The organism is Streptomyces sp. GESEQ-35 (genome assembly GCF_017948485.1).
Classification (GTDB): Bacteria; Actinomycetota; Actinomycetes; order Streptomycetales; family Streptomycetaceae; genus Streptomyces.
In genome coordinates, this window is the sequence record NZ_JAFFSX010000017.1 from 163538 (window position 1) to 182341 (window position 18804).

General features: G+C 73.4%; 15 protein-coding genes. 4 read left to right on the top strand and 11 right to left on the bottom strand.

What is annotated here, in order from left to right:
• Positions 1-32 precede the first annotated feature (32 nt).
• The 11 genes from KCH87_RS29280 to KCH87_RS29330 form a co-directional block, all read right to left on the bottom strand.
• Positions 33-2612 (bottom strand): condensation domain-containing protein, encoded by a 2580-nt coding sequence (locus KCH87_RS29280; RefSeq protein WP_210589285.1) that lies wholly within the window; start codon positions 2610-2612, stop codon positions 33-35.
• A gap of 289 nt (positions 2613-2901) precedes the next feature.
• On the bottom strand, positions 2902-3801 hold the full coding sequence (locus KCH87_RS29285) for a 4'-phosphopantetheinyl transferase superfamily protein (RefSeq protein WP_210589286.1): 900 nt from the start codon (positions 3799-3801) through the stop codon (positions 2902-2904).
• An 84-nt stretch (positions 3802-3885) separates the two neighbouring features.
• Positions 3886-5646, bottom strand: a complete 1761-nt coding sequence (locus KCH87_RS29290; RefSeq protein ID WP_210589287.1) for an acyl-CoA dehydrogenase — start codon at positions 5644-5646, stop codon at positions 3886-3888.
• 312 nt (positions 5647-5958) lie between these two features.
• A complete protein-coding gene (locus tag KCH87_RS29295; RefSeq protein WP_210589288.1) occupies positions 5959-6210 on the bottom strand; it encodes an acyl carrier protein in 252 nt (83 codons plus the stop codon).
• A 24-nt stretch (positions 6211-6234) separates the two neighbouring features.
• On the bottom strand, positions 6235-7191 hold the full coding sequence (locus tag KCH87_RS29300; protein ID WP_210589289.1) for an aromatase/cyclase: 957 nt from the start codon (positions 7189-7191) through the stop codon (positions 6235-6237).
• 2 nt (positions 7192-7193) lie between these two features.
• The gene (locus KCH87_RS29305) at positions 7194-8915 is read right to left on the bottom strand and encodes an FAD-dependent oxidoreductase (RefSeq protein ID WP_210589290.1); all 1722 of its coding nucleotides are present in this window, start codon (positions 8913-8915) and stop codon (positions 7194-7196) included.
• The gene (locus KCH87_RS29310) at positions 8915-9202 is read right to left on the bottom strand and encodes an antibiotic biosynthesis monooxygenase (RefSeq protein ID WP_210589291.1); all 288 of its coding nucleotides are present in this window, start codon (positions 9200-9202) and stop codon (positions 8915-8917) included. Before KCH87_RS29310 ends, KCH87_RS29305 begins: the two co-directional genes overlap by 1 nt.
• 61 nt (positions 9203-9263) lie before the next feature.
• Entirely contained in the window at positions 9264-10853 is a 1590-nt protein-coding gene (locus KCH87_RS29315) for a class I adenylate-forming enzyme family protein (protein WP_210589292.1), read from the bottom strand.
• Between the two features lie 116 nt (positions 10854-10969).
• Positions 10970-12259 (bottom strand): FAD-dependent monooxygenase, encoded by a 1290-nt coding sequence (locus tag KCH87_RS29320; protein WP_247196995.1) that lies wholly within the window; start codon positions 12257-12259, stop codon positions 10970-10972.
• Between the two features lie 120 nt (positions 12260-12379).
• A complete protein-coding gene (locus KCH87_RS29325; RefSeq protein WP_210589293.1) occupies positions 12380-13144 on the bottom strand; it encodes a thioesterase II family protein in 765 nt (254 codons plus the stop codon).
• Positions 13145-13226: 82 nt separating this feature from the next.
• Positions 13227-14048, bottom strand: a complete 822-nt coding sequence (locus KCH87_RS29330; protein WP_210589294.1) for an AfsR/SARP family transcriptional regulator — start codon at positions 14046-14048, stop codon at positions 13227-13229.
• Between the two features lie 697 nt (positions 14049-14745).
• Between KCH87_RS29330 and KCH87_RS29335 the strand changes: the two genes are divergently transcribed.
• The 4 genes from KCH87_RS29335 (at position 14746) to KCH87_RS29350 (ending at position 18791) form a co-directional block, all read left to right on the top strand.
• Positions 14746-15753, top strand: coding sequence for an AfsR/SARP family transcriptional regulator (locus tag KCH87_RS29335; protein ID WP_210589295.1), 1008 nt, complete (start codon positions 14746-14748; stop codon positions 15751-15753).
• Positions 15754-15899: 146 nt separating this feature from the next.
• Entirely contained in the window at positions 15900-17165 is a 1266-nt protein-coding gene (locus tag KCH87_RS29340; RefSeq protein ID WP_210589296.1) for a beta-ketoacyl synthase, read from the top strand.
• Positions 17162-18448 (top strand): ketosynthase chain-length factor, encoded by a 1287-nt coding sequence (locus KCH87_RS29345; protein WP_210589297.1) that lies wholly within the window; start codon positions 17162-17164, stop codon positions 18446-18448. Before KCH87_RS29340 ends, KCH87_RS29345 begins: the two co-directional genes overlap by 4 nt.
• A gap of 79 nt (positions 18449-18527) precedes the next feature.
• A complete protein-coding gene (locus tag KCH87_RS29350) occupies positions 18528-18791 on the top strand; it encodes an acyl carrier protein (protein WP_210589298.1) in 264 nt (87 codons plus the stop codon).
• Positions 18792-18804: the final 13 nt, after the last annotated feature.

Consider the following 18804-nt stretch of genomic DNA (forward strand, 5'->3'; position numbering starts at 1 on the left):
GGCCGTCGATCACGCCGCCGTCGTCCGGCCGGTCACCCGGTGCGTCCGGGGTGTCCGGCCCGTTCGGCGGCGGTTTCGAGCATGCGGGCGTGGCCGTCGGCGTCGGCCGCGGCGGAGGTGAGCACCACGAGCGGAGGGCGTCCGCCGTTCGCCGCGATGCGCCGGGCGATCTCGTAGGCGACGCTTCCGCCGCCGGAGAACCCGCCCAGGACGAGGAGTTCCTCCGCGTCGGCCAGGGGCCGCAGCGCCGTGTAGCGGGCGTGCGCCCCGCCGGGCACGGAACGCAGCAGGACGATCGACTCGGGGCCCCGGTAGGCCCGGGCGAGGCGGTAGTAGTGGGAGCGCGGGGTGCCGTGGGTCTGTAGGAGGCAGACGGTGCCGGCGCCGGCGGCCGCGGCGGCGCGCAGCGGGACGAGCAGGGGCTCCGACTCCGCGTCCGGCGGGCTGCCCACGGGTTCGCGGGCCGGGGCGGTGTCCCGGTCGCGGGACGGCGAGACGGACTCGGCGGCGTCGACGACGGCGGACAGCAGATCCAGGATGTCGGCCACGGTCGTGGAGTCGCCCGCCACGTACGGCAGTTCGCCCAGCAGCAGGGCGCTGTGGGTCAGCACGCCGACGGCGTCGACGAGACGGGCCCGGTCGTACCAGGCGGTCAGCGCGAGCCGGCCGTCGCCGTCGTGGTGGGCGACGAGCGTGAGCGGGAAGGCGGTGCGGGCGCCCAGGGTGTCGGGCTCCTCGACGCGGATGCCCTGGGCGGCGAGCGCGTCCACGAGGTCGTCGGGGTCGCGCGGCCGGCTCTCAAAGACAAGGAGCGTGCCGTCCTCCTCGGAGTCGAGGACCGGCTCCGTCCCCGTCTCCGTCTCCGGGGTGGCCCAGGTGCGGACCTGGCCCGGGGAGATCCATTCGTAGGACGACATGTCCAGGGCCCGGTCGCGGAGTTCGGCGAGCAGGGACGCCATGGTGGAGCGGGGATCGACCTCGACGGACAGCGGCAGCGCGGTACGCAACGCGGCCGGCATGCGTTCCGCCCCCTCGAACGAGATACCACGCCCGGAGGCACTGACCCCGAACCGGACCCGAGCCGCGGCCCCGGCCCCACAGGCCCGATACAACAGCACGGCCCAGACCGCCTGAAGCACACTGCTCTCCGTACTGCCCCAGTGCGCAGCCCAGGCACCGAGCCGCTCAGTCTGCGCAACGGTGAGACGCAGCCGGGTACGCGCGACGGCACCGGACGGTGGCACGGAGGCGGGGCGATCCACGCCGGACGCCGAGCTATCCGCGCCGGAGGGCGAGCTATCCGCGCCGGAGACGGGGCGGTCCGCGCCAGTCGCGGGGCGATCCACGCCAGTCGTGGGGCGATCCACGCCGGACACCGGACCACCCACGCCAGACGCCGGGCGATCCGCGCCAGAAGCGGGACGGTCCACGCCGGTAGTGGGGCGGTCCACGCCGGACGCCGGACCACCCACGCTGGTAGCCGGGCGATCCACGCCGGACGCCGGACCACCCACGCCGGTAGCCGGGCGATCCACGCCAGAAGCGGGACAGTCCGCGCCAGTCGCGGGGCGGTCCACGCCAGACGCCGGGCCGTCCCCCGTAGTCGGGCGGGACGCTTCGGTGGTGGGTGGGACGGGCCAGGTGGTGTCGGTGGGGGAGGGTAGGGAGCGGGACCAGAGGTCGCGGGCGGGGGCGGTGTTCTGGCGGCTGAGCCAGCGGGCGTAGTCGCGGATGTCGGGGCGGCGTTCGCCGCCGGGCAGCCGGCCGCCGGCCAGATAGGCGCGGTAGAACTCGCGCAGCAGCAGACGTGCGCTCCAGTCGTCGAGCAGCGCGTGGTGGTAGGTGAGCAGCATCCGCGTGGGCACGGGCTGCTCGCGTTCCGCGCCGCCGCCGAACACGGTGACGCGCAGCGGACCGGGCAGGCGCGGGTCGATGCCGCGCGCGCGGTCGTGTGCGACGAGGTCGGGCCAGCGGACGGCGGCGTACGGCAGCCACAGCACGGTGGCGTCGATGTGCTCGTGCAGGACGATCAGAGGTTCGGGCCCGTCGTCGAAGGCGGCGCGCAGCACGCTCTCGCTGTCGGTGACGGACTGCCAGGCGGCGCGCAGGCGTTCGGGGTCGAGGGGGCCGTGCCAGACCACGGTGAGCTGCTGGACGTGGCGGCCGGGGTGGGCGTCGGAGTCGGCGAGCAGTTCACGCTGGAGCGGGGTCGCCGCGAGGCTGCGGGCGGGCTGGGCGCCGGGCAGCGGGTGGGTGAGCAGGTCGGCGAGCCGGCCGTAGGGGAAGACGTCGGCCGGGATACCCGTGTCGTCGGTGGCGAGGCGGAGGGCGTGGTGGCCGGGGCCGAGTTCGTCGACGCGGTGCCGCCAGGCCCGGGCGTCCGGGTCGTGGACGGCGAGATGGTCGAGGGCAGCCTTGAGCCGGGCCGGGTCGAGGGGGCCGCGCAGCTCCAGGGCGGGCGCGTCGTAGGGGGGCCGGCCCAGGTCGACGAAGACGGTCGTCGTCTGCTCGGGCGGCTGGGGTGAGGCATGATCGGCGGTCATCGGATATGCGGGGCACGCCCGTTCGGTGGCCGCGCGTACGGCGTGCTCTCGACGCGTACGACTGTGCACGACCTCCGTGAACGGCTGCGGAAGTACCCCCTCCCTCCCCTCTCTGCGAGCGCTGAACGAGTATGCGCAGGGCCACCCACACGGTCCTGATGCGGCGCTGACACCGTGCTAGGCGCTCCGCCGGGGGTGCCGGCGAGGAACGTGCCGCGATGTGCCGTCGGTCGGCTGCGGCGCCGTCGTGGCTGGTCGCGCAGTTCCCCGCGCCCCTTCGGGGCCCGGGGCCCCGTATGCGGATCCTCGACCGGTCCTGGACGCGGCCTCGACCCCGGCCCGAGTGTGCCCCCGGCGATCACACCCCGTCGTCCGCCGAGGCGCCGAGCAGGTCCGCCACCGCGCTCATGAAACCCTCGTCGAGCATCGTGCGGGGCGCCGTGTCCCGGGAGGTGTCGAGGCCCGTGTCGTGGCAGGCGACGCTGATGAGGTAGCGGCCGAGGGCCTTGTGCGTACTGAAGGCCCACTCGCCGCGCGCGGCGGGCGTACCGTCCGGCGCAAGCAGCCCGCCGCTTCCGATACCGAAGCCGAACTCGGAGAAGCCGAGCCGCAGTCCCTGCCCGAGGGCCTTGGTGTACGCCTCCTTCAGCGTCCACAGCCGCAGCAGCCCGGCCGACCGCTCGGCCTCGGGCAGCCGCTCCAGCCCCACGCGCTCGGCGGGCGTGCACACATGCTCCTGCATCAGGTCGAACGACATCGTCCGCCCGGCGGGCTCCGCGTCGACGCCGATCCGCCCGTTGCGGCTGACCCCGACCGCGATGAGGTCGTCGGTGTGCGTGAGGCTCACGTCGATCTGGTCGAGCCCGCGCAGATAGGGCCGCCCGCCGATCTTGTACGCGAGGTCGAGGTCGGCCGCCCGGGTGTCCAGCGCGGCCGCGGCGGTGAACTTGGTGGCCAGCCGCGACGCCACGAACCGGAAGCGCACGACCGGGTCGGCGGTGCGCCGGTACCGCGTCCAGTCCCGCCCGAGCAGCGACCGCAACGCGGGGTCGGTGACGGCGGTGGCGAGCCACTGCCCCCAGGTGGTGTACACGACGGCGTTGCCCCGCAGCCGCATGTCCTCGCGCACCTGGTGCCACGGGCCGTCGGGTCCGCTGACGTGCACCGGTTCGCTGATGCGGGCGGCGTCGAAGGCCGACGCGGGCACCGCGACCGGTTCGGCCCACGGGGCCGGGTCCGCCACTGTCACTCCGGTCATGCCTGTCCCCCTTCCCTCTTCCCTGTGTTTCCCTGTGTCGCGTTCTCGCGCCGCCCGCCGAGCCGTCGGCCGGACGCCGCACGGTCACTGTGCGAGCGGTGTCGCGTCCAGATCGCAGCTGAGTCCGGCCCGGTAGCGCCGGACCAGTTCGTCCAGTACGTACGCCGCGCAGCCGTCGGGCAGTTCGGGCACCGGGATGCCGAGCCGCTCGCCGATCCGGGACAGCGCGAGCACGGCCCACGCGGCGTCGGCGAGGAACGGGTCCGTGCCGTCCTGGCCCTCCCAGACGCCGAGTACCGCGGCCGCGGCGGCGATCAGGCTGTAGCGGTCACTGAGCACGCACACCGCGGGATCGCCCAGTGCGGAGGACCCGTTCGGCGGCAGCCGACGGCAGGTCTCGCGCAGCGCGCGCAGCTCGGCGACGAACGCCTCGGCGAGTTCGGCGAGTGCGGTGATCTGGCCGCCGACTCCGCGGGACGGGGCGAGCCGGTCGGCCGAGCCGACGAGGGAGGCGGCCATGAAGTCGCCGCCGCCGGCGATGCCCAGCAACCGGTAGTCCAGCGGCGGCAGTTCGGCACCCTTGCGGAACAGCTCGGGCGGCGGCTCGTCCTCGGCGAACCAGGCACTCTCGGCGAGGGTGCGCAGCTGCGGCACGATCACGGCCTGGCAGGCGGCGGTGCCGGCGTGGCCGAGCCCGGCGACCGGAAGGTCCCGTACGAGCTTGTCGAGCGCGCCGTACTCGGGGCTGCCGTGCCGGTAGCCGCGGGAGCCCAGCACGGTGGAGAGCTCCTCCAGGTTCTCCCGCAGCAGGTCGGGCACGACGTACTTGACGGCGGCGGCGAGCACATGGGCCCGGTCGGGCAGCAGGCCCAGCGCGCGCAGGGCGACGGTGGCCATGGCGTCGCAGGCCAGCAGATCGGCGAAGACCCCGGTGAGCGGCTTGTGCCAGCGGCGGGCGACGGGCCCGCTGCGCCCGGTGGTCGCGGCCCGGACCGCGGAGTGCAGGACGGTGTCGGCGGCCGCGGTGACGACCCCGCAGATGACACTGCGGTTGACCTGGAAGGTGCGCAGGGCGAGCGCGACGCCTTCGCCGCTGCGGCCGACGAGGGCGTCCTCGGGCAGCGTGCGGCCGTCGAACTCCAGGCCGGAGAAGAGCGTTCCGCGCATCCCCGAGGTCTCGATCCGCGGGAGGTGCCGCATGGCGCCGGGCTCGGCCCGCGCGGGGTCGAGGAGGAACACGGAGTGGCTGCGCGGTCCGCGCGCGGCGTCGGTACGGGCGTAGACGATCTGTGCGTCGGCGCGCGCCGCGTTGATGATCAGGTCCTTGCGGCCGTAGAGCCCCAGCCCGCTCCGCCCGGCCGGACGGGCGGTGAACTCGTCCCTCAGGATGGCGTTGGCGTGGGCGAGTTCGTGGTGCAGGATCGTGGCGCGTCCGCCGCCGAGCAGCAGTTCGGCGAGGTCGCGGCGCTGGTCGGGGGTGCCGGCCGCCCAGACGGCGCCGGTGGCGAACAGCGAGGTGATGCCGTACCCGAAGCCGAGCGCGACGTCGCGCCGGAAGACGGGGCGCAGGGTGCGCGCGAGCAGATCGGCGCGGGTGAGGCGCCCGCCGTACTCGACGGGTACGAACTCCGCGGCCAGGCCGGCCCCGTCGAGCAGTGCCTCGGTCGCGGCGGGCGGGGTGCGCCGGTGGTCGGCGGCGAACAGGGCGCGCAGCCCGTGCGGGTTGGCGGGGTCGTACGGATCGCCGAGCAGGGCCTCGAGCCGCGCGGCGCGCGCAAGTGCGAGTGCCTCCCAGCGGCCGCGCCCGGCGCCCGCCGTACGTACGGTCTCGGCTGTGGTGGTCATGGCGGCGTTGGTCAGCTCCTTCGTACCTCTACGTACCTGTCGCACATCTACGCCCGACACTGACGGCCGCTCCTCGCAGCGCGCTGGAGCAGCGCTCGACATTCCGTCCACAAATCCGGGGTCGGGCCGGGAGCCGGTGGCGGGAAACCGCAGAACAGACCGCATGGACGGTTTCTTTCTCGATCGCCACCCGAGCAACCCTCAAGCGGAACACAGGAGTTCCACGACCGTCTCCCGAGAAAAGGACATGAAAAAGGGCTGCCGCGATCCCGTCCGGGATGTGCGGCAGCCTCAGCTCGGCCGGCCACGGCCCTAGTGGGGAACCGGGGCGGACAACTTACGGGTGACGAGGGCGTCGAGGGCGCCGATGGACCGGAAGTACTCCAGCTCCAGGTCGTCCTCTTCGACGGTGATGCCGAACTCGTGCTCGACGAAGGACACCAGCTGCATCGCGAACACCGAGCTGACGAAGCCGAGTTCGAAGATGTCGTCGTCCCCCAGATCCTGCACCGGGAAGAACCGGGAGAGGTAGCCCGCGATCCTGGTCCTGCTGTCCGTGCTCATCTCTGCCTCCGTCCTGTCGTCGGCTCAGGCCGCCCGGGTCACGGACTCCGCATACCGCCGGGCCAGCTCAAGGGTGGCCGTGGAATTGCGCCCGAGAGCCTCCCGCACATGGCGCCGGGCCCGGCCGAGGTCCGCCCCCGGCCCCAGCACCCGCTCCACCGCCTCCTCCCGCAGCACCACACTGTGCTGCGCGACCGCGCTCACCCCGTGCTCGTCGGAGACGACGTTCCACTCCCCGGTGTGCGCCTCCATCAGCGCGGGCGTGACGGTCTGCTTGTAGACGATCCGCCCCGCGTGCGGAAAACAGATCCGCACGGACTCGGTGGTGTGCGTCGCCCCGTCCGCGGTGAGCGTGTCCATCGACATGATCTGCACCCCGGGAATGTCCTCCGTCAGCTCCAGCCGCTCCACATGCGGAATGAGCTCGGGCCAGTCACCGACCCGGTAGAGGAACTCGTACACCGGCTCGGCGGGCGCATCGATACGGACCGTGTCCTCGAAGGACAGCACCAGCTCGTCGAACCGTCGCCAGCGCTCCGCGAGCGACTTCAGACTCGCCAGCTCGGCCCGGGAGTTGAGCTCCAGGACCTGCTCCACCCAGGACAGTTCACCCGCGCTGTCCCCGAGCACCGAAAAGTCGTGCAGCAGTGTCAGCACACTGGTCCCGTCGGGCCGCTCCTCGACGATCCACGTGCCGTGCATCTTCGTCACCGGCAGCTGCGGATGCGTCTGGTGGAACTCGACGCACCGCGTCCTGGGGTCCTGGATCCGCTCCGAGATCCACGACCTGACCCGGCGGCCCGCCGTCGCCCACATCCGCAGCCGCTCGTTCGTGCCGTCGAACTCCAGCCGCTCCACATGCACGTTCTCCGGGAAGAACAACGGCCACCGCACCACGTCCGTGATCAGCCCGTACACGACCCCGGCCGGGGCGTCCACCTCGGCCGAGTGCGAGGTACGGTGCACACGCTCACCGGTCATGATCAGTGCTCCTTCGGGCGAGGGACAGGGGTGGGCAGGTCGGGCGCCGGTTCGCGCCGGGCCTCCCGGGCGAGCGGGTCCGAAAGTCCCAGCGGGGCGAACGCCCCGTCCAGGACGGAGCGCGTCAACTGGCTGCCGCGCGCGGCGACATAGCCGTCCGGGCGGACCAGCACCCAGCAGCCCGGGGCGAGGCCGAGCGCGGTGCGCAGCCGGGCGTCGGGGTCGGCGAGCGGGGCGGGTCCGTCGGCGTCCTTGCCGCCGACGGTCCGCACGGAAAGCCACTCGCCGTACTGGACGGCGGCGGTGACGGCGACGCCGACGGGCGTGTCCCCGGGGCCGGTGCCGCCCTCGGCGAGCAGCAACGTCCAGCGCGGGTCGCGCAGTTCGTCGTGCAGGGCACGGCAGCCGGGGGACTCGGGATCGTGCACCTGGGCCTCGGTGATCCGCCGGCCGGGCCAGGGGGTGGGGGTCGGTACGGTCCCGGACAGCACCACGGGGCCGACACCGACGACATGCACGTAGGACTCGACACTGTTCAGAGAGGATTCGCCGTACTCGATGCGCAGGCCGGACATGCCGCCGAGGACCTTGCGCTGGATGGCGCGGCGCAGGGCCGGGACGGTGCGCACGACGGCGAAGACGACGGGCAGCGCGGCCGAGGCGAGGAGGTTCTTCAGCTGGACGAGGAAGGTGGCGGTGCGGGTGGAGCCGAGGAGTGCCTCGCCGATCGGTACGCGTTCCTCGCTGTAGGTGTCGAGCAGGGCGGGTCCCGCGTTGCCCTGGTCGACCTGGGCGATTTTCCAGGCGAGGTTGTACGCCTCCTGGACGCCGGTGTTCATGCCCTGTCCGGAGGCGGGGCTGTGCACGTGCGCGGCGTCGCCGGCCACGAAGACACGGCCGTCGTGCATGCGTTGCACCATCCGCTGCTGGAAGGTGAACACGGACGTCCACTCGGGCTCGCCGACCCTGACCTCACGGCCGAGCCCCTTGGACAGCCGGGCCCCCAGCCGGGCGGCGCCGCCGTCGGGTGCGGGCGCGGTGTCGAGGAGCCGCCAGTGCCCGTCGCGGGCGTAGGGCACCATCATCAGGGCGTGTCCGCCGGTGTGGGTCCAGTAGATGGTGTCGGGCGGCAGGTCGGTGTCGACGGGCGCGTCGGCGAGCATCCAGGTCTCGCTGGTCTCGCCGGTCAGTTCCAGACCGAGCAGCTTGCGCACGGTGCTGTGCCCGCCGTCGCAGCCGACCAGCCATGAGGTCCGGGCGCTCTCCTCGGCGCCGTCGGCGTCGCGCAGGCGGATGCGCACACCGTCCGTGTCCTGCTCGAACCCGGTCAGCCGTACACCCCACTCGATCTCGACGCCGAGCCGGGCCACGGCCTCGCGCAGCACGGCCTCGGTGTCGGTCTGCGAGACGATGAGCGTGTAGGGGTACGAGGTCGGCATCGTCGAGTAGTCGGCCTCCAGACGCACCAGCCGGTGTCCGCCGGAGTACATGGTGAAGGCGCGGTTGCGCCGGCCCCGTTCGAGCAGCGCGTCGACGACGCCCAGCTGCGCGAACGTCTCCAGGGTGCGGGGGTGCACGGCCACGGCCCGGCTGGTGCGCGCGGGCCCGGGGGCGGCGTCGACCAGCCGCACCCGCACTCCCCTGCGGGCGAGTTCGTGGGCGGCGGTCAGACCGACGGGACCCGCGCCGACGACGACGGCCCGCGGCCGGTCGAGGTCGTGCATCACGCGCTCTCCTCGACCGTCTCGTACAGCCCCGGGTCGGGCGTGGCCAGCGGGCCCAGGCCCTTGACCAGCGACTGGAACTCCTCGCTGCGTACGGCCTGCTGGTGGGCGACGGCGTCCTGCCACACGGCCAGCTCGAGGAAGACGTTGGGCGCGCCCGCGTGACGGAGGGTCTGGTGGCTGACGTAGCCGGGCTGGGCGGCCATGTAGGAGGTGAGCCTGCCCTTGACGGCGAGGAAGGTGTCGAGGTCGCCGTGGACGGTCAGCTTGTTGACGAAGGTCACCATGGTCTTCTCCTGAGAACCTGGGGGATTCGGATGTGCGGGTGTGCGGGTGCGGGCGCCGGGGTCAGGACGCGGCTCTCTGTATGAGCCGCTGCCGGATCAGGCGCCGGGCCGGCTTGCCGGTGGGGGTGCGATCCACGGCGTCCAGGGCTTCGGTGAGGCGGATCCGCTCGAAGTGGGCGAGCTGTTCGTTGGCCCGTGCCGTGACCGAGTCGAGGACGTCGAGGATCCGGTGGGGGCGACCGGAGGTGTCGTGGTCCGCGCGCAGGACGACGCCCGCCCAGACCAGGCCGCCGTGTTCTTCGTCGGGCCAGCCGGCGACCACGCAGTCGGCGACCCTCGGGTCGGTGGCGAGGATCCCTTCGACACGGCTGGGCGAGACGATCTCGTTGTCGTACTTGAAGATGTCGTCGATCCGGTCGACCAGCCACAGGGCCCCGTCGTCGTCGACGTATCCGACGTCCCCGGTGGAGAACCAGCCGTCCGCGTCGATGCGCTCACAGGTCTGCTCGCCGAGGTAGCCGGCCATCAGCTGGGGGCCCTTGACCTGCACCTCGCCGCTGGACCAGACGTCGACCGGGCGGCGGGTGGTGAGGTCGACGAGCCGGCACTCGGTTCCGGGCACCGGGGCGCCGACCGCGCCGGGCCGGTAGCCGTCGGGCTGCTGGCAGTGGGTGAGCGGGGAGAGTTCGGCCATGCCGTAGCCCTGGACGACGGGGACGCCGAGCAGGTCGCGCAGGGTGCGGGCGGCTTCCCGGCGCAGTCCGGAGCCGCCGGAGAGCACGGCCGTGAGCGCGGGTCCGCCCCGCGCGGCGCGCTCGGTCGCGGCGAGGCGTCCGTCAGCGGCGAGGCGGTGCAGTCGTGCGGGCAGCCCGTAGTAGTGGGTGGCGCCGGTGCCGGCGGCCACGGCCAGCGAGAGAAGCGGGTCGGGGTCCTGGCACAGCACCTGGCAGGCGCCCGCGTCGAGCGCCGAGTTGAGGTGCATGACGTGGTACAGCGGCAGGTGGTTGACGGTCACCGAGTCGCGGCCCAGGCGGTGGGCGAGGGCGGTCTGCCGGGCGTTGGCGACCACGTTGCGGTGGGTGAGCAGTACGCCCTTGGGGCGGCCGGTGGTCCCGGTGGTGAACTGCACGCAGGCGACGGCGTCCCGCTCGGCGTGGACCGGTTCGGGGGTGTCCGGCATCCCTTCCAGGGCGGTGTGCAGGGGCACGCAGCCGGGGGGCACCACGGCGTCGGGCGCGTCGGTCACCACGATGGTGTGCAGCGCGGGCAGCGCACCCCGCATCTTGGCCAGCAGTCCGGCCGTCGCGGCGGGCACCAGAGCGATCTCGGCCCCGGACGCGGCGAAGACGTGCCGCAGTCCGTCCTCGCCGATCAGCGGGTTGACCAGCACGACCGTGGCCCCGCCGCGTATCGCGCCGTAGTAGCCGGCGGCGAAGACCGGGTCGAGGACGTTGGCCACGCCGATCCGCACGCCCGGCCGGCCGGCGGTCAGTTGCTGCACGAGCACGGCGATCCGGTCGGCCCGGGCGTCGAGTTCACGGAAGGAGAGGGCCGCGCGGGCGGTGCGGACGGCGGTGCCGTCCGGGTCGCGCTCGGCGGCCGCGCGCAGCAGACCGTCCACCGGGAACTCGGGATACGTGAACTTCGGCACGGTTCTCCTCCGGGTCTCGGTAGGCGGCGCGCACACCGCTCGACGGGTTCACGTTCCGCCGGACCGCTTGAGGAATGTTCGAAGGGTGCTCGATCTGTACTGCACTGCACCCCTGCTCACCCTCGAACGCCGGACCGTGTCCCCTCACTTGTGCTGCTGGGCACGAACAGGTCGCTGCGCACGCTGACCGGGTCGGCGCCGTACGCGATCCTGCGGGTGATGCGCTCGCCGAGCGGGGTGCGGGTGACCACCGAGGCGGCGCGGGCGCGCAGCCGGGTGGTGACGGGTCCGCCGCGGCCGAGCAGCGCCTTGGCCTGAAGCCGCTGCATCCGGTGCACGGCGGCGGCCGCGGGCCTGCGGCGCAGCTCGTAGGGGAGCAGCCGGGTGCGGCTCGCGTCGCCCGCGCGGACGGCGTCGAGCAGGACGGGGTGGGCGGCGGCCGCGTCCTGGAGGGCGAGGTTGATGCCCTGGGCGCCGATCGGCCCGTGCGTGTGGGCGCTGTCACCGACGAGCATCAGCCCGTCGCGCACCCACTCCTCGGCCTGGGCGGCGAACACGTCGAGCAGCTTCAGGTCCGCGAGAGCGGGCGGATGCTCGCGGAACAGTTCCGTGAACTGCGGCAGCGCGTCGGTCAGTTCGCGGCGGATCGCGTCGATCCCCTGGGCCGCGACCCGGTTCCAGGTCCCGTGCGGCAGGGTCCAGCCGATGCGCAGCCGGTCGGGGTGGGTGTCGTGGACGAGGAGGGCGCCGCGCTCGGTGCGGTGGACCCGTACGTGCCCGGTGGCCCCGCCCGGCGCGGGCAGCGCGAACCACACCACGTCCTGGTCGAACGCCTCGGTCCGTCCGGCGTCGATGCCGGCCAGCATCCGGGTCCGGGAGTACCGGCCGTCGGCGCCGGCCACGACGTGCGCCCGCACCATCGCCGTGTGCCCGTTCCCGTGCTGCGCCACGGCCCCGGTGACCCGGTCGCCGTCGCGCAGCAGCGCACTGAGCCGGTAGCCCTCCAGCAGGGTGAATCCGGGCAGGGCACGGCAGGCGGCGAGGAGCTCGTGCAGCAGATGGCGCTGGGGCAGGGCGAGCAGACAGTCGTACGGCGGTGTCAGGCGCCGGTAGTCGATGTCGAGCAGCAGCCGTTCGTCCTGGAGGACCTGGAAGCCCTTCAGCGTGCAGGCTCCGCGGGCCCGGGCGCCGTCGAGGACGCCCAGTTCGCCGAGGATGCGCTGCCCGCCGGGCTGGAGGATCTCGCCGTGGAAGTCGCGGCGCAGCCCGGTGGAGCGCTCCAGCAGGGCGACGCTGACGCCGGAGCGCAGCAGCATCAGGGTGAGCGCGAGCCCGGCGGGGCCTGCGCCGACCACACAGACGTCGGTACGCAGTTCGTTGACCCGACCCATCTCGGGCACCTTCATGCTCGTCCTCCTGTGGTGGGACGGGCCGTCGATCGGGTGCGGGCCCGTTGTGGCTGGTCGCGCAGTTCCCCGCGCCCCTTCGGGGCGCTGCCGGACCGCAGCCGAATTTGCCCCGGCCGCTCAGCCGTGCGCGCCGACCGGCACCCGGGAAGCCACAGCGAGCCGTCGTACGACCCGGCAGGCCCGGCCGAGCAGGCGGGGCAGTTCGGGGCCGCGGACGAAGAAGTGGTCGCCGGGGAGTGTGCGGGTGGTCAGCGGGCCCGTGGTCCAGCGTCGCCAGTCCGCCAGTTCGGCGGGCCGTACCAGCGCGTCGTCCGCGCCGGCGACGGCCAGCACCGGCACCGTCAGCGGGCCGTCCGCGACCGGGGTGCGGGCGGCGCGGCGCAGACCGTCGGCGAGGGCGAGATCGGCGCGCAGCACCGGCATCACGGACCGGTACCAGAAGCCGCCGGGGGCGGCGTCCTCGGGCACGGCACCCGTGGTGTCGAGCAGCCGCAGCAGCTGCTCGTCGGAATCCCGGCAGGCGTCCGCCAGTCGGGAGGCGGTGTCGGGCGGCGGGCAGGCCCCCACGGCGAGCAGCGCCGGGCCGGGCAGCCCGGCCTCGTGCAGTGCCCGGGTGAGCGTGTAGGCGACCAGCGCGCCGAGGCTGTGCCCGTACAGCACGTACGGCGTGTGCGGCGCGGTCCGGAAGCCGTCCATCAGGTCGGCCAGCAGCGCCTCGCGTCCCGTCACCCGGGGTTCGCGGCGCCGGCTGTCACGGCCGGGGAGCAGGTGCGGCACGGGCGAGACGCCGGTGCCGAGCTCTGCGGTCCAGCCGTGGAACGACGAGACGCCGGCTCCGGCGTGCGCGAAGCAGTGGAGCAGCACCGGCTGTTCGTCGGACATCGGCCGTCCCTTTTCTCGTCGCGCCTCGTCGGATCCCCGCGCCCCACGAGGGTCGCGCCGGGTCCTTGAGGCACGCTCGGGCTCAGACCGCGTACAGATTGAAGGTGGAGGTGGGCCGCGGCCCGCACACCACGTCCAGCGCCGGGTCCACGGTGAGCATCGCCTGGTGCAGCCGCTGAAGCTGCGGCGAGGGCTCCACGCCCAGATCCTCGATCAGCCGCTTGCGCAGCCGACGGTAGACGTCCAGCGCCGTGGCCTGCCGGCCGGAGCGGTAGAGCGCCACCATGGCCTGTGAGTGCAGGCCCTCGTGCTGCGGGTGACGGGCGATCAGATCGGTGAGCTCGGCGATGAGTTCGGTGTGCCGGCCGAGCCGTAGGTCGGAGTCGATGCGGCGCTCGACGGTGACCAGACGGCTCTCCTCCAGCCGCATGACCTCGATCTCCAGGATCGGTCCGACGCGTACGTCGACGAGCGCGGGCCCCTGCCACATGGACAGCGCGTCCCCGAAGAGGCTCGCCGCGTTGGCGTCCTCGCCCTCATCGAAGGCGGACTGACCGGCCGTCACCAACCGCTCGTAGCGCTGTACGTCGACGCATTCGGGCGGGACCTGGAGCAGGTAGCCGCCGTGCCGGGTGGCCAGCACCTCCTTGGCGGTGCCGGGGGCGTCGGGCCCCATGGCGGTGCCGAGGCGGCGGCGCAGTTGCAGGATGTACGTCTGCATGGTGGTCATCGCGCTCTGGGGCATGTTGGTTCCCCAGATCTCCTCCATGAGGGTGGGCACAGGCATGACCCTGCCCGGGTAGAAGGCGAGCAGAGCGAGGATCTGCCTCGGCTTGCCCGCAGTCGGAACGATCGAGACTCCGTTGACGTGAGCGCTCAACGGACCCAGAACCTGTATCTCCACAGTTTCCTCCCCGTACCGGTTGAGTGTTTGATTCCACTCGTTGGCTCAAAGCCGTCGGCCGTGCAGCACGCTAGCCCGGTTCTCGTGGCGCCCGTCGGTATCTCCAGCCGCGTTCAAGCGACCTTCCACACGCGGCCTTTCCACCTGGGATCAGCCCGCTCAAGAGCGCTTGTACGAATGCTGGAGCCGGGCTCGCACGGACGGCCGCCGCCCGCTTCGGGTGGCTATCGTCCGGAAGACGACCGCGCCACCCCGCGGCCGTCGCGATGGCCGAACCCCGACCGGATCACGACGGCCGCACCACGCCACCCCTGGCCGCCGCACACCCGACCAGCGACGGAGTCACCATGGAACAGTGCCGGCCCGTGCCCGAGCTCCCCGGCGACACAGAACTGAGCGACCACGTCGCCGTGTTCGGCCACGGAGACGCCCACGGCACACCCGCACCGCCACACCACCCCGCCGTACGGACGCCCCTGCCCGCGCGCTTCCCGGGTCTCCGGCAGCCGAACGGCGGGTGCCGCTCCCGCCAGCGCGTACGGACACCCCGAACCACACACCGCCCGAATCCCCAGCAGCCCGACGACGAGCACCGCTCTCGGGCACCCCGAACCACACACCGCCCGAATCCCCGGCAGCCCGACGACGGGCACCGCTGGCGGTGGCCCGGGCTCTCGCCGGACCGAGCGGTGCCGCGATGAGCGTGTCGGGTGGGGGCGTCGCGGCTGTCGCCGGGCGGGGGGCCGCGCTTTCGCCCGTCCGTGAGGAGACCGAGTTCCGGCTGCTGGGGCCGGTGGAGATCCGGGACGGCGGGGCGGGGACCGACATCGTGCCGCCGGGGCCGAAGCAGCGCGTGCTGCTGTCCGCTCTCGTGCTGCACGCCGGCCGGCCGCTGTCCGTGGACCAGCTCACCGAGGAGCTGTGGGGCGACAGTCCCCCGTCGAACGCGGCGAACGCGTTGCAGGCACATGTGGCCCGGCTGCGCCGGCTGCTGCCGGAGAACGCCGTAACCGTCGCCGGCCACGAGTGGATCACCACCCTGCCGACCGGCTATCTGCTGAGCCTGGGCCGCGCCACCACCGACGTCCAGCGCTTTGCCCGGCTGTCCGCCAAGGGCCGGGCCGCGGTCGCCACGGACCCCGGCTACGCGACCCAACTGCTGCGCCGGGCCCTGGCGTTGTGGCGCGGCCCGGCCCTCCAGGACAGCCGTGACGGACCGATCTGCACCAGCGAGGCGAACCGTCTCGAGGAGAACCGGCTGACGGCGGTGGAGACCCTCTATGACGCGTGTCTGCGCTGCGCCCAGCACGGCGAGATCACCGGCGAACTGGAGAAGCTGACGGCGGACCATCCGCTGCGCGAGCGGTTCTACGACCTGCTGATGGTCGCCCTCTACCGCAGTGGCCGCCAGGCCGAGGCCCTGGGCGTCTACGAACGCGCCCGCCGCCGGCTCGTGGAGGCCCTCGGTATCGAGCCGGGCCCGGTCCTGCGCGGGCGCCTGGAGGCGATCCTCAACCACGCCCCCGACCTCTCCGTCCCCACGGGCCCCGGCCTGCCCGCCGGGCCGACGACGCTGACCGACACCCTCGAACTCGGCAGCGAGATCGCCCGCCTTCAGCGGCACATCGACGAACTGTGCCGCCGCCAGGAGGCGTTGGTGCGCCGCTTCGACGCGCTGGTCGCCCGGCTGCCGGAGACGACGTAGGCGCTCTCGGTCCTGCGTCGTGTTCAAGCCGTTCTCCAGGTACGTCGGCGACGCTCGGACCGTCGACGTGGGGCTCGTGTTTGTCGGCTGGGCGACGATTCGCGCCGCCGTCGTGACACCTGGAGGACAACTGTGAGGGACAGCCGATGAGAAGGGTCGTGATCACCGGAATCGGAGTGGTCGCCCCGGGTGGAGTGGGTGCCAAGGAGTTCTGGTCGCAGCTCACCGCGGGTCGCACGGCCACCCGTGGCATCACCCTGCTCGACCCGGCCCGGTTCCGTTCGCGCATCGCCGCGGAGGTGGACTTCGACGCCGCCGCGCACGGGTTCACCGGGGCGGAGGCCGAACGGCTCGACCGCGCCGCGCAGTTCGCGGTGGTCAGCGCCCGCGAGGCACTGGCCGACAGCGGGCTGGGCGGGCAGCTCGACCCGCTGCGCACCGGGGTCACGCTCGGCAGCGCCGTCGGCTGCACCTCCGGCCTGGACGCGGAGTACGCGGAGGTCAGCGACAACGGCGCCCACTGGCTGGTCGACCACACCCGGGCCGTGTCCCATCTGTTCGACTACTTCGTGCCCAGCTCGCTGGCGGCCGAGGTCGCCCACACCGTCGGCGCCCAGGGGCCGGTCTCGCTCGTGTCCACGGGCTGCACCTCGGGCCTGGACTCCGTCGGGCACGCCGTCGAGCTGATCCGTGAGGGCAGCGCCGACGTCATGGTCACCGGCGCCACCGAGGCACCGATCTCCCCCATCACGCTGGCCTGCTTCGACGCGATCAAGGCCACCACCCCCCGCAACGACGAGCCGGAGAGCGCCTCACGGCCCTTCGACCGGACCCGGAACGGGTTCGTGCTCGGCGAGGGTTCGGCCGTCCTGGTCGTCGAGGAGCTGGAGCACGCCCGCCGCCGCGGCGCGCATGTGTACGCCGAGATCGCCGGCTTCGCCAGCCGCAGCAACGCCTACCACATGACCGGCCTGCGCACGGACGGCAGGGAGATGGCCGAGGCCATCACCGCCGCCCTCGACGAGGCCCGGCTCGGCCCCGACGCCGTCGACTACATCAACGCCCACGGCTCGGGCACCAAGCAGAACGACCGGCACGAGACGACCGCGTTCAAGCGCAGTCTGGGCGAGCGGGCGCACGAAGTGCCCGTCAGCTCCATCAAGTCGATGATCGGGCACTCGCTCGGCGCGATCGGCTCCCTCGAAGTGGCCGCCAGCGCGCTGGCCATCGAGCACGACGTCGTCCCGCCGACGGCGAATCTGCACGAACCCGACCCCGCCTGCGATCTGGACTACACACCGCTGGTGGCCCGCGAGCAGGTGACCGACACGGTCCTCACCGTGGGCAGCGGGTTCGGCGGTTTCCAGAGCGCCATGGTCCTGACCCGTCCGCACCTGGGAGTGAGCGCATGACCGGCACGTCCCTCCTCGAACGCCCCACCGCCCCGGCCCCGGCGCCCCCGGGCGCTTCCCCGGCGGTCCGCAGCACCCACGCCGTGGTCACCGGCATCGGTGTCGCCGCCCCCAACGGGCTGGGCGCCGAGGCCTGGTGGGCGGCGGTGCTGCGCGGCGAGAGCGGCATCCGTCCGCTGACCCGCTTCGACGCCTCCCGGTATCCGGCCCGGTTCGCGGGCGAGGTACCCGGCTTCGTCGCCGAGGACCATGTGCCGAGCCGGCTGCTGTCGCAGACCGACCAGGTGACCCGGCTGTCGCTGGTGGCCGCCGAGGAGGCACTGCGGGACGCCGGCATCGACCCGGCCGAGCTGCCCGACTACGCGGCGGGCGCGGTCACCGCGTCCTCCGCGGGCGGCTTCGAGTTCGGCCAGCGCGAGTTGCAGGCCCTGTGGAGCAAGGGCAGCCAGCATGTCAGCGCGTACCAGTCCTTCGCCTGGTTCTACGCGGTGAACACCGGTCAGATCTCCATCCGCCACGGGCTGCGCGGCGCCAGCGGAGTGCTGGTGTCCGAGCAGGCGGGCGGTCTCGACGCCGTGGGGCAGGCCCGGCGCCAGCTGCGCAAGGGCGCCTCGGTCGTCGTCACGGGCGCGGTCGACTCCGCGCTGTGCCCGTGGGGCTGGGCCGCACACCTGGCCGAGGGCCGTATCAGCGTCAGCGACGACCCCGCCCGCGCCTTCCTCCCCTTCTCGGCGGACGCGAGCGGCTACGTCCCCGGTGAGGGCGGCGCCCTGCTGATCCTGGAGGCCGCCGACTCGGCCCGCGCCCGCGGCGCCCGGACGTACGGCACGGTCGCGGGATACGCGTCCACCTTCGACCCGGCCCCGCAGACGGGCGGCGGTTCCCGGCTGGGTGCCGCGGCCGAACTGGCCCTGGCCGACGCCGGTGTACGCGCCGACCAGGTCGACGTGGTCTTCGCCGACGGGGCCGGCGAGCGGGCGGCCGACCGCACCGAGGCCCAGGCGCTCGGCGACCTGTTCGGGGCGTACGGCGTCCCGGTGACCGCCCCGAAGAGCATGACGGGCCGGCTCGCCGCCGGCGGTGCCTCCCTGGACCTGGCCGCCGCTCTGCTCTCGCTGCGCGACCAGGTGATCCCGCCCACGACCGGTACGCGGCGCCCCGCCGAGGACTGCCCCCTGGACCTGGTGACGGGCACACCGCGCCGAGGCGTCGAACTGCGGACGGCGCTGGTGCTGGCGCGCGGCCGCGGGGGCTTCAACGCCGCGGCCGTGGTCCGCGCGTAGCCGCGGTCCGCCGTCGCCCGCACCGCACGTACCGAAGGAACACGAAGGAACACGAAGGAACACGAAGGAAGAGGTATCCGTGAACCGGCTCGAACTCACTGATCTGAAGACCCTGTTGCGCGAGTGCGCCGGCGAGGAGGAGGGCGTGGACCTGGACGGCGACATCCTGGACGTCCCGTTCTCCGAGCTCGGTTACGACTCGCTGGCCGTGCTCCAGACGACCGGGCGCATAGAGCGGGACTTCGAGGTGCTCCTGGACGAGGAGGCCGTGGACGAGGCCGAGACCCCGCGCGCGTACCTGGAGCTGATCAACCGGGCGCTGTCCGAGCGCGCCGGCGTCTGAGCGGGTGCGTGAG

Excerpts from the sequence above, each read along its gene's own strand:
- KCH87_RS29335 (WP_210589295.1), top strand. The coding sequence starts at position 14,746 with ATGAGCGTGTCGGGTGGGGGCGTCGCGGCTGTCGCCGGGCGGGGGGCC.
- KCH87_RS29320 (WP_247196995.1), bottom strand. The coding sequence starts at position 12,259 with ATGAAGGTGCCCGAGATGGGTCGGGTCAACGAACTGCGTACCGACGTC.
- KCH87_RS29305 (WP_210589290.1), bottom strand. The coding sequence starts at position 8,915 with ATGCACGACCTCGACCGGCCGCGGGCCGTCGTCGTCGGCGCGGGTCCC.
- KCH87_RS29325 (WP_210589293.1), bottom strand. The coding sequence starts at position 13,144 with ATGTCCGACGAACAGCCGGTGCTGCTCCACTGCTTCGCGCACGCCGGA.
- KCH87_RS29310 (WP_210589291.1), bottom strand. The coding sequence starts at position 9,202 with ATGGTGACCTTCGTCAACAAGCTGACCGTCCACGGCGACCTCGACACC.
- KCH87_RS29290 (WP_210589287.1), bottom strand. The coding sequence starts at position 5,646 with ATGACCACCACAGCCGAGACCGTACGTACGGCGGGCGCCGGGCGCGGC.
- KCH87_RS29300 (WP_210589289.1), bottom strand. The coding sequence starts at position 7,191 with ATGACCGGTGAGCGTGTGCACCGTACCTCGCACTCGGCCGAGGTGGAC.
- KCH87_RS29295 (WP_210589288.1), bottom strand. The coding sequence starts at position 6,210 with ATGAGCACGGACAGCAGGACCAGGATCGCGGGCTACCTCTCCCGGTTC.
- KCH87_RS29345 (WP_210589297.1), top strand. The coding sequence starts at position 17,162 with ATGACCGGCACGTCCCTCCTCGAACGCCCCACCGCCCCGGCCCCGGCG.
- KCH87_RS29285 (WP_210589286.1), bottom strand. The coding sequence starts at position 3,801 with ATGACCGGAGTGACAGTGGCGGACCCGGCCCCGTGGGCCGAACCGGTC.
- KCH87_RS29340 (WP_210589296.1), top strand. The coding sequence starts at position 15,900 with ATGAGAAGGGTCGTGATCACCGGAATCGGAGTGGTCGCCCCGGGTGGA.